This is a genomic window from Bacillus sp. EE-W1, assembly GCF_009760835.1.
Taxonomy (GTDB): Bacteria; Bacillota; Bacilli; order Bacillales; family Bacillaceae_G; genus Bacillus_A; species Bacillus_A wiedmannii.
This window is the reverse complement of record NZ_WIPE01000043.1, coordinates 76,759-89,988: the sequence shown is the minus strand read 5'-3', so window position 1 is coordinate 89,988 and position 13,230 is coordinate 76,759. Positions and strand designations below refer to the sequence as shown.

At 32.3% G+C, this 13,230-nt stretch carries 19 protein-coding genes and 1 pseudogene; 6 read left to right on the top strand and 14 right to left on the bottom strand.

The window, feature by feature from the left end:
- Positions 1-169 precede the first annotated feature (169 nt).
- Entirely contained in the window at positions 170-475 is a 306-nt protein-coding gene (locus tag GFJ36_RS04525) for a hypothetical protein (protein ID WP_087985670.1), read from the top strand.
- A 95-nt stretch (positions 476-570) separates the two neighbouring features.
- Here the strand turns inward: GFJ36_RS04525 and GFJ36_RS28990 are convergent, their stop codons facing one another.
- The 5 genes from GFJ36_RS28990 to GFJ36_RS28985 all read right to left on the bottom strand — a co-directional run bounded on the left by GFJ36_RS28990 (position 571) and on the right by GFJ36_RS28985 (position 2,673).
- Complete coding sequence (locus GFJ36_RS28990) at positions 571-717, bottom strand: hypothetical protein (RefSeq protein ID WP_000498635.1); 147 nt, start codon at positions 715-717, stop codon at positions 571-573.
- A gap of 444 nt (positions 718-1,161) precedes the next feature.
- Entirely contained in the window at positions 1,162-1,473 is a 312-nt protein-coding gene (locus GFJ36_RS04520; RefSeq protein ID WP_000637511.1) for a YbjQ family protein, read from the bottom strand.
- A gap of 136 nt (positions 1,474-1,609) precedes the next feature.
- Positions 1,610-1,813: a DUF4028 family protein gene (locus tag GFJ36_RS04515; RefSeq protein WP_048526522.1), complete on the bottom strand. Its 204-nt coding sequence runs from the start codon at positions 1,811-1,813 to the stop codon at positions 1,610-1,612.
- Positions 1,814-1,965: 152 nt separating this feature from the next.
- Positions 1,966-2,496: a general stress protein gene (locus tag GFJ36_RS04510; RefSeq protein ID WP_087985671.1), complete on the bottom strand. Its 531-nt coding sequence runs from the start codon at positions 2,494-2,496 to the stop codon at positions 1,966-1,968.
- A 36-nt stretch (positions 2,497-2,532) separates the two neighbouring features.
- On the bottom strand, positions 2,533-2,673 hold the full coding sequence (locus GFJ36_RS28985; RefSeq protein ID WP_001004256.1) for a hypothetical protein: 141 nt from the start codon (positions 2,671-2,673) through the stop codon (positions 2,533-2,535).
- A gap of 222 nt (positions 2,674-2,895) precedes the next feature.
- Between GFJ36_RS28985 and GFJ36_RS04505 the strand changes: the two genes are divergently transcribed.
- The 3 genes from GFJ36_RS04505 to GFJ36_RS04495 all read left to right on the top strand — a co-directional run bounded on the left by GFJ36_RS04505 (position 2,896) and on the right by GFJ36_RS04495 (position 6,919).
- Complete coding sequence (locus tag GFJ36_RS04505) at positions 2,896-3,147, top strand: hypothetical protein (RefSeq protein WP_137036275.1); 252 nt, start codon at positions 2,896-2,898, stop codon at positions 3,145-3,147.
- 207 nt (positions 3,148-3,354) lie between these two features.
- Positions 3,355-6,045, top strand: coding sequence for a response regulator (locus GFJ36_RS04500; RefSeq protein ID WP_157349500.1), 2,691 nt, complete (start codon positions 3,355-3,357; stop codon positions 6,043-6,045).
- Positions 6,046-6,061: 16 nt separating this feature from the next.
- Positions 6,062-6,919, top strand: a complete 858-nt coding sequence (locus tag GFJ36_RS04495; protein ID WP_157349499.1) for a CheR family methyltransferase — start codon at positions 6,062-6,064, stop codon at positions 6,917-6,919.
- A gap of 39 nt (positions 6,920-6,958) precedes the next feature.
- On the opposite strand, the gene GFJ36_RS04490 is transcribed toward GFJ36_RS04495, so the two are convergent.
- The 5 genes from GFJ36_RS04490 to GFJ36_RS04470 form a co-directional block, all read right to left on the bottom strand.
- Positions 6,959-8,101, bottom strand: coding sequence for a fused response regulator/phosphatase (locus tag GFJ36_RS04490; RefSeq protein WP_137010986.1), 1,143 nt, complete (start codon positions 8,099-8,101; stop codon positions 6,959-6,961).
- Between the two features lie 167 nt (positions 8,102-8,268).
- Positions 8,269-8,709, bottom strand: coding sequence for a ferritin-like domain-containing protein (locus GFJ36_RS04485; protein ID WP_157349498.1), 441 nt, complete (start codon positions 8,707-8,709; stop codon positions 8,269-8,271).
- 69 nt (positions 8,710-8,778) lie between these two features.
- Complete coding sequence (sigB, locus tag GFJ36_RS04480; RefSeq protein ID WP_087985676.1) at positions 8,779-9,555, bottom strand: RNA polymerase sigma factor SigB; 777 nt, start codon at positions 9,553-9,555, stop codon at positions 8,779-8,781.
- On the bottom strand, positions 9,518-10,000 hold the full coding sequence (gene rsbW, locus GFJ36_RS04475; protein ID WP_087957589.1) for an anti-sigma B factor RsbW: 483 nt from the start codon (positions 9,998-10,000) through the stop codon (positions 9,518-9,520). Before rsbW ends, sigB begins: the two co-directional genes overlap by 38 nt.
- 6 nt (positions 10,001-10,006) lie before the next feature.
- Positions 10,007-10,345, bottom strand: coding sequence for an STAS domain-containing protein (locus tag GFJ36_RS04470; protein WP_141555644.1), 339 nt, complete (start codon positions 10,343-10,345; stop codon positions 10,007-10,009).
- Between the two features lie 196 nt (positions 10,346-10,541).
- On the opposite strand from GFJ36_RS04470, the gene GFJ36_RS04465 reads away from it, so the two are divergent.
- Positions 10,542-10,742, top strand: a complete 201-nt coding sequence (locus GFJ36_RS04465) for a methyltransferase (RefSeq protein ID WP_000390989.1) — start codon at positions 10,542-10,544, stop codon at positions 10,740-10,742.
- Between the two features lie 182 nt (positions 10,743-10,924).
- Here GFJ36_RS04465 and GFJ36_RS04460 read toward each other — a convergent pair whose 3' ends face one another.
- From GFJ36_RS04460 to GFJ36_RS04450, 3 genes are all read right to left on the bottom strand, one after another.
- Positions 10,925-11,176, bottom strand: a complete 252-nt coding sequence (locus GFJ36_RS04460) for a GlsB/YeaQ/YmgE family stress response membrane protein (RefSeq protein WP_000522902.1) — start codon at positions 11,174-11,176, stop codon at positions 10,925-10,927.
- Positions 11,177-11,251: 75 nt separating this feature from the next.
- Positions 11,252-11,452: a CsbD family protein gene (locus tag GFJ36_RS04455; RefSeq protein WP_097890582.1), complete on the bottom strand. Its 201-nt coding sequence runs from the start codon at positions 11,450-11,452 to the stop codon at positions 11,252-11,254.
- Between the two features lie 50 nt (positions 11,453-11,502).
- Positions 11,503-11,892 carry a YflT domain-containing protein gene (locus GFJ36_RS04450; RefSeq protein WP_000448812.1) on the bottom strand — a complete coding sequence of 130 codons (390 nt, stop codon included), beginning with the start codon at positions 11,890-11,892 and terminating at the stop codon, positions 11,503-11,505.
- A 192-nt stretch (positions 11,893-12,084) separates the two neighbouring features.
- On the opposite strand from GFJ36_RS04450, the pseudogene GFJ36_RS04445 reads away from it, so the two are divergent.
- Positions 12,085-12,539: pseudogene (locus GFJ36_RS04445) on the top strand (hypothetical protein).
- 86 nt (positions 12,540-12,625) lie between these two features.
- Here the strand turns inward: GFJ36_RS04445 and GFJ36_RS04440 are convergent.
- The gene (locus tag GFJ36_RS04440; RefSeq protein ID WP_000120201.1) at positions 12,626-13,039 is read right to left on the bottom strand and encodes a hypothetical protein; all 414 of its coding nucleotides are present in this window, start codon (positions 13,037-13,039) and stop codon (positions 12,626-12,628) included.
- Positions 13,040-13,230: the final 191 nt, after the last annotated feature.

The following is a 13,230-nucleotide window of genomic DNA, read 5'->3' as shown; positions in this document are numbered from 1 at the left end:
ATAGATTTAGTTAAGTTTATCGTATCGGAAAGTGTTTTTGACGAGTTATTAAATGCAAAAGAAGAAGTCTTTTGCATTGACCTTTTAAATAGACTAGATAGTACGTTTAGTAGTCTATAATTGTAATTTTTTGGTACAATTATATTAAAAGGTGAAAGGAGATTTTCACATGTGGTTCATTTCGGCAATCGCGCCTGTTGTAATAGTTGGTGGAATTGTAGTATTTGTAATAAAAAGATTGGAACATAAATATAAGAACGGAAAATTAGGTAAGAAAAAATCCCAAAAAGCTCAAAATTTATTAGATAGTCTCATACCTATGGGAATGCTTGTTGGCTATATGATTGGTTTGATTTTCGGTATGTTTTTCCCGGAATTCTCCCTGCTTTCATTTAGTTTAGGGGCCGGAATAGGCTATTTATTTGGTTATTTCGCCTATGAAATTTATAGTAAGACAGGAGATAATTTTTCATAATCCAAAAAGAATAATCAGGACAGTACATAGTCGTCATATACAATATGTACTGTCCTTTATTTTTGCATCAATGCTATCACCTTACCTTTCACATCCTATACACCTTTTTTATTGATTTTCCTCTCCTCCCTCTTTTGTATATCCGCTTTTTTATTTTCATTGGATCTATACCCATAGTAAAGTAGAGCACATGTAATAACTGAACCTACAATATATCCTAAAAAACATCCTAACCAAAACATAATATAACCCCCTCTATTCATTATAAATTTTATGTAATACAACTCTTTACATACTCAATCGTTTATTTCTATAAACTATACACCCTCTAAAGTTATTCATACCATTATTTCTCCCTTTACCTCAAATAACAATTTTATTATTTATCATAAAGTTAACACTCTCGTTAAACATATATAAAGATTGTTGTATTTCTTACTTTTCTCCTTGAAAACAATATATACTACATTTGAAATAAGCAGGTACGTCTGCTTATTATCTAAATTCCCGTGTAATACCCCCTCACGAAATGCTAGGAGCAATCCTAGCATTTTTTACAATAACGTTTTGCTTATTTTTTGTACTTACAATACGCTATCAACTCTTCTTTATTTTAACTTTAATCATGAAACAAAAAAACCCCCTCAAAGCATGAGCTTCAAGGGGTGAGCCTGTTTTTTATTTACTTATATACGTACAGCTGTACCACTTACAGCAACCATTAACATTCCATCACGAACAACCTCATAATCTACGTCAACACCAACGATAGCGTTCGCACCTTTTTGTTTTGCAAGTTCTTTCATTTCATCCATTGCGATATCACGAGCTTCTTTTAGCTTGCTTTCGTAAGAACCAGCACGACCACCGACAACATCACGAACAGAAGCGAATAAATCGCGGACAATGTTTGCACCCATAATAGCTTCACCATTTACAATATCAATATACTCAATAATTTCTTTACCTTGAATTCCAGACGTTGTTGTTACAATCATGACTGACACTCTCCTAATAAGTTGTAGTTTGAATAAGCTTTCTTATGTCTTTATTATGACATGGAACACGCAACGAATCTATTGAATTACCTTACAGGAGTGTGACAATTTTGTAAGAATAAAGCGCCTATTATGTTTAATAAAACGCTTTCACATTTGGATACATAAACGATTCTCTATTTTCTCTCCAGTCCTTTTCTACTTCTTTGAAAGTTGGTCGTCCTAATTCTTCCTTGTTTCCCTGTTTATGAAACCATTTCTTTACATACTTCTCTCCATTTTTATTTTGCACTGTACAAAGGAAGCTATTACTACTATCCTTTAATATTTTTACAATCACGAAAAGACACCTCTTCCTTTCTCAATATCATAATAGGACTTGATCTTTTACTATAAGCCCTTCCTCTCTTATAGTCATACGACTCCTCGGTCGCGCCAAAGTTGTAAGATCAAAAAACGATATTCATTATGTTTAAATATGTGACGTACATATTATTTAAAGAAATCAGAGTTATACGCATTGTGCTTATCAAATATTTCATAGATTTCTAACTTATCATCTAATTTTGCATCTACTAAAATTAATATATTTCCATCGTGAATGTATTCTTCATATTTCTTAGCATGTTCCTCAGGAATGCCTAATCCGATAAATGCTCCTATTAAACTTCCAGCTCCTCCGCCAATACCGGCTCCCCCAATAGCTGCTGCGATAGGTCCTGCCGCTACGATTGGACCCATTCCAGATACGGCAAGTACACCAAGACCTGTTAATAAACCACCGAGTCCGCCTGCTACTCCTCCTGCCACAAGCCCTGTTGCTGAAAAGATATCCGCTTTATGTGCAGTTTCATGATTCACTTTTTCACCCGATTTCTCTTCCAGATGTTCAATTTCCTTTTGATCCTTCGCAATAGCTGAAATGTTATCAGCTGAGTATCCTTTATCACTTAATTCATTAATAACACATGCCGCATCATCAATTGTTCTAAAAACACCTACTATTTTTCTATCTACATTCATAACTATTAACCTCCTAAAGTTTTATATAATGTATCTTTATCTTTCTTCATTTCTGTATACACTAATCTTCTTATTAACATAACCATTTATGAAAAAAGCGAATAGTAAAAGCATTACAAGCGAACTACTTAACAAGTAAATTAAATCAAATGTAATATCAATCATCAGTTCATTCATATATACCAGACTCCTTTTTATTTAAAGTAAAAGTATATTTTTATAGACTAGAAATCTTACAATTCATCTTCAGTCAATCTCTTTGTAGTTTATGTATACCCTTCGTAACCCTTTCTAAACATAAAAAACTATAATTATATTTTTTCTTATTTATATGTTTAACATTTTTTAAAACGGGTATGTTTATATTGTTATGCTTACTATATGGAAAGGAATATTTCGATGAATGCAATCCAATCTACTACTATTCTTTATAATGAAACACCTACAATAACGCAGATTCATCATTTTTATGCTTTAATGACAACATTTCAAACAACTTTATTTATAGGTAAACACGGAACACTTACTTCCATTAAAAACATAAGCACATTAGTATCCTTTTTCCTTACTGTCAAAAAGAAAGAACTTGTATTATTTATCTTTGAAGGAATAGATGCAAAAAAAGCTTTAAGAACACTCTTTCCTTCTTAAAAATTTTGTTATCCCCCCTATTCCCTCGATTGTTACTTTTCATATATGTTTTTATATTTCAAAATGATTTCCTCAATTCAAAAAGAGACCCCCTAATACAATAGGGGGATTTCTAGTTTGGCCTTACGAAAACTGATATAATATATATTACGTTTTTTATTCTGTACAATTGAAAATTGTTAATAACCTTGAAGGTAGGAATTTTTAATGAACTCGAAAGCAAGATTTAGTATTCGCTACAAAATTATGGCTGGTTATTTAGTTATCATTTTGTTCTTACTTATTTCTTTCATTATGCTAAACAATGAGATTTCCAGTTTACAAAAATCTCGTAATTTTATTATTGATCACGATTTTAAAGTTCTTAATTTAACGAATCAAGTGGAGAAAGAATTGCTAACAATTGAAAATAAAGCGAAAGGATTTATCACTTCTAATGATGCAAATTACGTTCAATCCCTTAACGCTGCGGAAAAGGATTACGAAAAACATTATCAAGATCTTTTTGCTCTATTAGAGGATAACCCCTCTCAGCAAGAAAAGTTAAAACAGATTAATGAAAACATTACTAGTTGGATTAATAAAGAGATTCACCCACTTATTACAAATAGCAATCGTAATAACGTACAAGCAATCGATACGACTCAAATTCAGTCACTACAATCGCAGGTAACTAACTTCCGTAGTGTAGAGGAGCAACTAACGAAGAAAAGAGCTGCACAATTAGATACGGAAAATAATAAATTAGAGCTTTGGTTATACAGTTTGTTGTTCTTACTTTCTTGTATTTCTATTATCGTTTCACTCTATATTTCGAATTCCATTACAAAAACGATTAAAAATGTAATTCAAGCTATTAAATCCATTTCTTCTAAAGAAAAAATTACGGAAAGAATTCATGTAAACACTCATGATGAGATAAAAGATTTGGCTCATACAACGAACCATCTACTAGACGAAATATCGAAAAGAGAGTGGTTGCAAACCGAGCTTGCAGAATTAATTTTAATGTATCAAGGTGTATCTTCTATTGAGATGTTAGGGAACAAAATTCTTAGTGGAATGATACAAAAAACGCAAACTTCTTGCGGTGCATTTTATGTACGTGAAGAAATTGAAGACACTGTCTACTATGTGAAGAAAGCTTCTTTCGCCGATCAGGGTTCTGATGTTGGGAAGCAATCCATTAAAATGGGTGAAGGTTTAATTGGGCAATGTGCTTTAGAAAAGCAAAGCTTTATTCTTAGAGAAATACCAGAAGAATTTCGTTATGTCACTAGCGGCTTATTAGAAATACGCCCTCAAAACCTACTAGTTATCCCTATCTTATTTGAAGATGAAGTGATTGCAGTAATGGAGTTAGTAAGTGTAACTGATATTTCAGATTTACATCAAGATTTAATTCAACAAACTGTTGATAACCTAGGTTTAACGATCCATAGTATTATGGGACGTATGCGAATTCAAACTCTTTTACATGAATCACAAGCAATGACAGAAGAGTTGCAAGTTCAATCAGAAGAATTGCAAACACAAGCTGAAGAACTACAAATGCAAGCCGAAGAATTAAGAACAACGAATGAACAACTAGAGTCTAGAACGGAAGAGGCGGAGCAAAAGACAGCTGACTTACAAATCACTAAATCAGAATTAGAAGAAAAAGCAAGTGAGTTATTACGTAGCTCAAAATACAAATCTGAATTTCTAGCAAATATGTCACATGAATTACGCACACCATTAAATAGTATTTTACTATTATCTGAAATGTTAAAAGAAAATCATGATAATCATTTATCCGATGATGAAATTGAATTAGCAACTGTTATTCATTCATCAGGGAAAGATTTACTTACTCTAATTAATGACATACTAGATTTATCTAAAGTAGAAGCCGGCAAACTAGACATCATTTTTGAAGCAACGAACATAAGTGATATGGCAGCAAATATGCATCAAAACTTTTTACATATAGCTGCACAAAAAAATGTCGAATTTACTATTGAAGACAGTGATATTATTCCTGATTTGTTTTATACAGATGCAAAACGGATTGAACAAATTATTAAAAACTTATTATCCAATGCATTTAAATTTACGGAAAAAGGATTCGTTTCTTTACATTTCGATTCAATAGAAACAGCCAATTTAAGTCATGAAATGCAGTCTATCAGTAATGATTGGATGAAAATTTCGGTAAAAGATACTGGTATTGGTATCGCTAAAGAACAGCATCAACTTATTTTCGAAGCCTTTCAACAGGCAGATGGCGCAACGATTCGGAAATATGGTGGTACAGGCTTAGGGTTATCTATTTGTAAAGAATTTGCTAGACTGTTAGGTGGTTGGATTACGTTAGAGAGTCATGTAGGAGAAGGCAGTACTTTCACTGTATATATTCCTAACCTTCCAAATGGATTAACTGATATACAAGTATCCAATTTAGAAGTTGCAGCAACGATAGAAGATGTTATTCCTGCTGAAGTTGTTGAGGAAACTATCGTGACACCAGAAACAAATAACGTCTTCCAAGAGAAAACCATTTTAATTGTCGATGATGATCACCGAAATATATTTGCATTACAAAATGCATTAAAAAAACAGCATGCCAACATTATTACTGCACAAAACGGCATAGAGTGTTTAGACATACTAAAAAAAAATACAAATATTGACCTTATTTTAATGGATATTATGATGCCGAATATGGATGGTTATGAAACAATGGAACATATCCGAATGAACTTAAGGTTACATGAAATACCTATTATCGCATTAACTGCGAAAGCAATGCCAAATGATAAGGAAAAATGTTTATCTGCTGGCGCTTCAGATTATATAAGTAAACCATTAAATTTACATCAACTCTATTCAGTAATGAGTGTATGGTTAATAAAATAAGTGAGGTTTAATTTAAGTGGAAAATAAGTATTATAATTTTGATCCATCCGTCGATATGGATAAGCGCACGAACTTAGAAATTGAATTACTATTGGAAGCGGTATTTAAACTATCTGGCTTCGATTTCCGCCAATATGCTCGTACATCTATTTATAGAAGAATTTGTAATAGAATGCAGATCTCTAATATCCCAACCATTTCAAAGTTAATTGAAAAAGTAATTCATGAGGAAGGGTTTTTAGAACAGGTATTAAATGATTTCTCCATTAATGTAACTGAAATGTTCCGTAACCCTAACTTTTTTAAAGCGCTAAGAGAGCATGTCATTCCTGAATTAAAAAAGTATCCTGAAATTAGAATTTGGCATGCTGGATGCGCAACTGGTGAAGAAGTATTATCAATGTCCATCTTACTTCACGAAGAAGGATTAAGTGAAAAAGCTGTTATTTACGCAACAGATATGAATACAAATGTGTTAGAAAAAGCAAAACAAGCTATCCTTCCGTTAAATAAAATGCAAACTTATACGAAAAACTATTTACAAGCTGGCGGTACACAAGCATTTTCTAACTACTATTCAACAGATAATCGTTTTGCTTATTTTAATCCATCACTGTTACAAAACATTATCTTTGCGCAACATAATTTAGTAACTGATCAATCTTTTAACGAATTTCATATTATACTTTGCCGTAACGTTTTAATTTATTTTACAGGTAAACTTCAAAACCAAGTACAGCAACTATTTTATGAAAGTTTAGGCCACAATGGATTCCTATGTTTAGGAAATAAAGAAACTCTTCGTTTTTCAAATATAATGCCGCATTATATCCAATTTAATCCGAACGAACAAATCTATCAAAAAATACAATAAAAAGCGTATGAAATCCTTTGTTTGGATTTCATACGCTTTTTATTTCGCATTCGTTTGTATCATAATGAGGCACATATCATCTGATTGTTCTTTCTTCTGTTCTTCCTTATAAAACCCTTCTATCTCTTCTTCTAAATCTCCCCATTTTCTTTCTGTAAAAGCACGTAATTTCTCTTCAGACTCAAATTCATCATTTGCAATTGCTTCAAGCACACCATCTGTAAATAATAATATTTGAGCGTTCTTCTCAAAAGGTATAACTTTCTTTTCAACTTTTATTTCATCAAAAAATCCTACCGCACAACTCCCGCGATTCAGTTCAACCATATTTGTTTCATCAACTAAAACGTATCCAGAAGGATGTCCTGCATTTACATATTCAATCGTTCTCTTTTCTGTATCCACTACTAAATATATCGCTGTAAAATAATATGGAATATCGTCATTCTCATTATGTAAAAGAGTCATATATTTATTTAAGTCTTTAATGACAAGTTCTGGATCGATTAAAGATTTAATCGTTTCACGTAATACAGACGAAATAAACATACAAACTAATGAAGCAGATATACCATGTCCCATCACATCTAATAATATAATACCGTAGCGGTTTTCATCGATTTTATACCAATAATACATATCTCCAGCTAGTTTGAATGAAGGTAAATAGCTTGCTTCAATTTTTATATGATCTTCTCTTAATGGGCTACTTAATAAGTTTCTTTGTACTTGTGTAGCTAAATCCAATTCATTACGAAGGTTTTCTTCTTGTTCTTTATGCCAATTTAATTCCGATTTCAAGCGTAATGCTACACGCATACGCGCTAACAATTCAACTTTATTTATCGGTTTCGTAATATAATCCATTGCGCCTATATCAAGCGCTTCAGCTAATTTATTCGCATCTTCTAAAGCTGTTACAAAAATAATAGGAATATCTTTAAACTTCTCCTCTTTTTGTAATCGCCTACAAACTTCAAGTCCGTCAATTTCAGGCATCATAATATCTAATAGTATTAAATCAATTTCATTATGCCTGGAAGAATCTTTTCCAAATTGAATGTATTCGAAAAGCTCTTGTGCAGAATTAAGCGATACAAGATCCTGATATCCGGCTTGTTTTAAAATTTTTTCAATTACAAAGATGTTAACCGGATTATCATCGACAATTAAAATGGACACAAGTTATTTCCCCCTTTCTTATATAAAATGTAAATCTATGATCATTTTCTATTTTTCTAGTATTACATACTCAGTTACAAAATGAAAATTTCCTACTCAAACATATTTTTTATACAGCAAAAGAACAAACCCCCTAGAAATGAGAGTTTGTTCTTTCACTCTATAAATTAATTTAACACCATTGCTTTATCACTTAAAAGACGATCTAACTCTTCCATATGATTTGTTTCATCTGCAATCATATCTTCTAACTTGACAACTAACTCTGTCATATTTAATTTCGCGGCCTGTTCTTTTCTCGTTTCATAACGCTTAATTGTTTCATATTCTGACTTCCTAGCTTCTTCTAACATTTCTCTAACATCTTCTACTTGTTTCACTGGTAAAGGGATCGTAGTAGGTGTACCACCTAACGTCTTAATTTTCTCCGCTAAATATAGGGCATGTCCTTGTTCATCACTAATTTCAGATTCAAAGAAAGGTTTTAACACTTGTCTATATATACCAGAAACTGTAGCTGCATTATGGTTATACATAATAAGTGCCGAGTATTCTCCTGCTAAATCTTCATTCAATCCTTCGATTAGTTCTTTCACATCGTGTGACATTTTTCTATCTCCTCCTATACTTAATAACTACCCCTTTTCTCATGTTTTAAACATAATTCTGTAAAATTTTTATGTATCTAAAAACGCTGCTTGCTTCAATTTACTTATCGCTTGCCTTTTAATACGAGAAACGTGCATTTGTGAAATACCTAACCGTTCCCCTGTATCCTTTTGATTTAAATTCTCTTCAAATATATAATGAATAACACTCTTTTCCGTATCATTTAATACGTTAAAAATATCCTTTAAAACGAGACGCCTTTCTGTCTCTTCATATCCTTGCTCTACTTCACCTACAGATTCAATTCTCGCTACCGAACTGCCATCAGATGAATTTTCAACTACATCGTCTAAGGAAGATACTCGATAATTATTTTTCGCATCCATAATTTCTAGCACTTCCTCTTCGGATAGTTCTAAATGATCCGCAATCTCTATAATCTTCGGTGAACGTTGCAGTTGATCTGTTAGCTCCTCTATCGCAAGTTTAATCTTCCCACCTAAATCTTTAATTCGCCTTGGAACATGAATACCCCAAGTTTTATCACGTAAATACTTCTTTATTTCGCCTACTATCGTAGGTATTGCAAACGGCTCAAAAGCATTCCCTATCGAGTAATCATACCTTCTTATTGCGCCTAAGAGCCCTAACATTCCTACTTGTATAATATCCTCATGCATCGGCCCACCTTTTGAATAGCGATATGCAATGGAATGTACGAGATTTTTATAGTGATGAACTAATCTTTCCTGTGCTTCATCACATTGGTTTTGTTGGAAGTCTGCAATTAGTTTAATAACGTCTTCTTTAGCAAGATTTGTAGGTTGAGATTGGATTTCCATCATTCTCCACCTGCTCTCTTTGTATATATTTTGTCATTAAAACTGTCATGCCCTCATCATGCATAATTTGTATATCATCCATTAACGTATTGATTAAATATAAACCTAAACCATTTTCCGGCAAATGTTCTACTGGTTTACTAATATCATACGGACCAACTTTCTCTTTTAAGGTGCTAAAATCAAAGCTAATCCCATTATCAGCAACCATAATTTCTAATCGATCTTCATATAGCCCAAAGACAATTGCAATTTCTCCAACGTCTTCTTTGTATGCATGTTGTACAATATTTGTACATGCTTCACTAATAGCAATTTTCATATCTTCTATATCGTCATAAGCAAAGCCCATTCGATTCGCAACACCAGCCATTGTTAAACGAATAATAGCCACATATTCTGCCTTTGCAGGAATTTTCATTTCTATCTTTTCAAATCTCTCCATCATCCCTAGTCACCTTCTTTCTACTTTTTCAAAATCGGAATTCAAATTTAATATTTCTGTTAGTCCTGTAATATCGAATAATCTTTTTAGTCTTTTAGATACACCAATAAACTCTAGCTTTCCATCATTTTTCTTAATTGCTTTTAATAGAGCTATAAACACGCCTAAACCTGTACTATCCATATACTCTACCTCAGTAAAATCTACTACAATATGAACCTCTTTTTCGCTTGCAATAGGCATCATCTTATTTTTTAAATCTGATGCCGTATATGCATCAATTTCACCATTAAGTTGTACTGTATAACCTAAATCATTTTGCAAAATATTTACTGCCAAATTCATCATTTCCGCCCCCTTATCTCAAACTCTTACTATTTAATTACCCATAAAAATTAATTTTAAACATATTTTTTTATTTTCATTATAAATAAATTTTCTACACCTTTCTCGGCTTAACACTTAAATCGTAATGATAAATGTTTAAAACTTATAATTTTGTGTATGTATAATGTATAAACATTATTTTTAGGGGGATCTATCTATGGAAGAGCACAACTTTAAAAAGGGAGATTTTGTTCAATTTTCTTATCGACACGATCATGCTACAAAATTAATTGGTTCCATTATTAACATACTAACGAATACAATTGTAGTGGATATCGGTAATAGCGAAGACTTATCTCATATAGAACCAAGGCAGGTCGTAAAAATAAATAATTGTGAAAAAGTAACGATGGTTTAATACATAATAGAAAGTGTAATTTTAATGAGTGGGGGTTCTTCATCCTCCACTCTTTCCTATGCAGATTACATAAAAAAAGCATCCAAATTAGTTTAATTGGATGCTTTTTTTATGTATTTTTACGAGCTTATTAACCTTATAGTCGCATATAACAAACTTAAGATTACTATTCATTATTATACTTACGCTTTCCGCAGCATTCTAGAAAAGAATGTAACGATTAAAATAAAGACGATTGCACCTAGTAACGCTGGAAGAATAAAGATGCCTCCCCATTCAGGACCCCAATGTCCAAATAACGCACTACCTACCCAAGATCCGATTAATCCGGCAATCACATTACCAACTATACCTAAAGGAAAGTCTTTTCCCGTAATCATTCCAGCTAACGCACCAATAAGTCCACCTACAATACACGTAATAATAAGTCCCACAATTAAACCTCCTATATTCGTTTTATATTGGATTCATCAAGCTTTGGTATGTAACCAAAGCTTGATGAACATATATTATTCTTTATTATCCAATTCATCACTTATCTTTTGTTTCACTTTTCCGACTTTTTCTTTTATCGTTCCCTTCGTCTTTTCCCACTTCCCTTCATTTTTTAACTCTCTATCATCTGTAACTTCACCAATTCCTTCTTTTACTTGTCCTTTTTTCTTTTCAACTTTACCTTTAACTTGTTCCTTTAGCCCGTTCTCACTCATATTTACAATCTCCTTTTCGTAATAGATTTATAGATTTACAGGATACAACTTTAAATAGAATACATGCATCTTCTTTCTTGTAACCATTCACCGACTCTTTCTAAATCCTTAACGAATAACAAAATTTTTCCTTCATCCAGCTTTTCTTCGTAGAAGTTCGCTTCTTCCTCATTAAGCCCTAACTCTTGCATCTTATTTCTTAACTGATCTCCCGTGTTTTGAAAGACGTTAATAATGCTTGTCCCAAGTCCTTCCTCTTTTATCCCAATTGTATTCACGTCTGCATTGTCTGCAATTCTATCTGTCCTCTCTTTCTCATGTGTTAATACGTAAATATCTTTTTGGTCTATCCCTTTCTTCACTAGATCATTCGCCGCATTCATGACCTCTTTCTCCGTAATAAATTCATATACAAAAGGTTTACTATACTTCGTTTCCATCTTTAACTTCCTCCTTTAAAATGAATTATTTGTTATATTATATGTAGTACACCCATTTTCGAAATGTTAAACATAAAATATGAAAAAAGTTATATGAATTTTTTCTATCCTAAAACTAGTAGAATAAATCTACTTACAATAACTACCTTAAATAACAGAAAATTTTTATAATTAATCATAAGGAGGGATACTATGAAAAAAATCATATCTATATGCGCTCTAACCGCTCTATCTTTCACTTTAATAGGCTGTGCAAGTACCTCAGCTACAGACAACGCTCCACAAGCTAAGCAAGAACATACACAAAATACCTTTCAATTAAACTCCGCAAATATTACAGATATCGAAATACTTCGGACAACCGATAACACTACTTCTAAATCTCAAACAGACAACGAAGAAATGATATACTCTATCGTTTCAGCAGTTCAAAGCGGAACTCCTAAAGCAATTACACTAGATCGAAAAAGCCAGAATCTGCGCATTCTACTATCACCGTTACATATAAAGATGACGCAAAAGAAGAGTTTCTTGTGTGGGTTGATAATAAGGAGCAAATTACGATTGCTAAAGATGAGAAGAAAGATAAGGTTGAAGGTGTGACAGTGAATATTAAAGATGTGAAAATGATGAAGGATTTCTTTTAAAATTTTAATATAATTGATGTTAAAAAAGAGTAGGATGTAATCCTACTCTTTTTTAATCTTGTCCAATAAATAAACTTTTATAAAATCTATTTAAGATCTAATTTTGCTAAATCATGTTGTAAAACATTATTTCCTTCTTGTGGGTTAAATACTATTGCACTAAGACCAAAAACATTCGTAACAACATCTCTATCTTTCGAACGAATGATTCTTACTTCATAAGCAAAAACTCCTGGAGGAAGAGCTGCTGAACGAAAAGTAACATATCGATTAGGTGCCAATGTTTGTGTTGAAGGGTCTACTAATGGTAACAATACCGGAGAACCCGATGACCAATCAAACATTTCAACAGTTACTGTATGAGTATCATCTGGATCAACATTCATAGCTTCCACAGTAAGAAACAACGTAGCGGAATGTCTACGTAATACACCCGTTGACAAAGTTTCATTGTGATGTTTATGACATTTTCCAGGAGGATGACCATAGCCATAACTCATATCAATTCCCCCCTTTCATTTACAATTAAGGACAAGTATTCCTTATAATATATAATGCTAGTATTATTTTAATGAAAGGTATAAAAGCGGATTTCTATCTGTATTTTTGGATATTTTATTTTTTATTTTTTATTTATTCCTTCTTAAAGAATAATATAGATTCTCCTATTTTGCCCTTGAACTCTTTCTAA

Bases quoted from the DNA above. Each gene is read 5' to 3' on its own strand.
- GFJ36_RS04510 (WP_087985671.1), bottom strand. From the start codon at position 2,496: ATGAATGTAGATAGAAAAATAGTAGGTGTTTTTAGAACAATTGATGAT.
- GFJ36_RS04450 (WP_000448812.1), bottom strand. From the start codon at position 11,892: ATGGAAACGAAGTATAGTAAACCTTTTGTATATGAATTTATTACGGAG.
- GFJ36_RS04500 (WP_157349500.1), top strand. From the start codon at position 3,355: ATGAACTCGAAAGCAAGATTTAGTATTCGCTACAAAATTATGGCTGGT.
- GFJ36_RS04455 (WP_097890582.1), bottom strand. From the start codon at position 11,452: ATGAGTGAGAACGGGCTAAAGGAACAAGTTAAAGGTAAAGTTGAAAAG.
- sigB (WP_087985676.1), bottom strand. From the start codon at position 9,555: ATGATGGAAATCCAATCTCAACCTACAAATCTTGCTAAAGAAGACGTT.
- GFJ36_RS04470 (WP_141555644.1), bottom strand. From the start codon at position 10,345: ATGATGAATTTGGCAGTAAATATTTTGCAAAATGATTTAGGTTATACA.
- GFJ36_RS04465 (WP_000390989.1), top strand. From the start codon at position 10,542: ATGGAAGAGCACAACTTTAAAAAGGGAGATTTTGTTCAATTTTCTTAT.
- GFJ36_RS04485 (WP_157349498.1), bottom strand. From the start codon at position 8,709: ATGTCACACGATGTGAAAGAACTAATCGAAGGATTGAATGAAGATTTA.
- GFJ36_RS28985 (WP_001004256.1), bottom strand. From the start codon at position 2,673: ATGAATGAACTGATGATTGATATTACATTTGATTTAATTTACTTGTTA.
- rsbW (WP_087957589.1), bottom strand. From the start codon at position 10,000: ATGATGGAGAGATTTGAAAAGATAGAAATGAAAATTCCTGCAAAGGCA.
- GFJ36_RS04505 (WP_137036275.1), top strand. From the start codon at position 2,896: ATGAATGCAATCCAATCTACTACTATTCTTTATAATGAAACACCTACA.
- GFJ36_RS04525 (WP_087985670.1), top strand. From the start codon at position 170: ATGTGGTTCATTTCGGCAATCGCGCCTGTTGTAATAGTTGGTGGAATT.
- GFJ36_RS28990 (WP_000498635.1), bottom strand. From the start codon at position 717: ATGTTTTGGTTAGGATGTTTTTTAGGATATATTGTAGGTTCAGTTATT.
- GFJ36_RS04440 (WP_000120201.1), bottom strand. From the start codon at position 13,039: ATGAGTTATGGCTATGGTCATCCTCCTGGAAAATGTCATAAACATCAC.
- GFJ36_RS04520 (WP_000637511.1), bottom strand. From the start codon at position 1,473: ATGATTGTAACAACAACGTCTGGAATTCAAGGTAAAGAAATTATTGAG.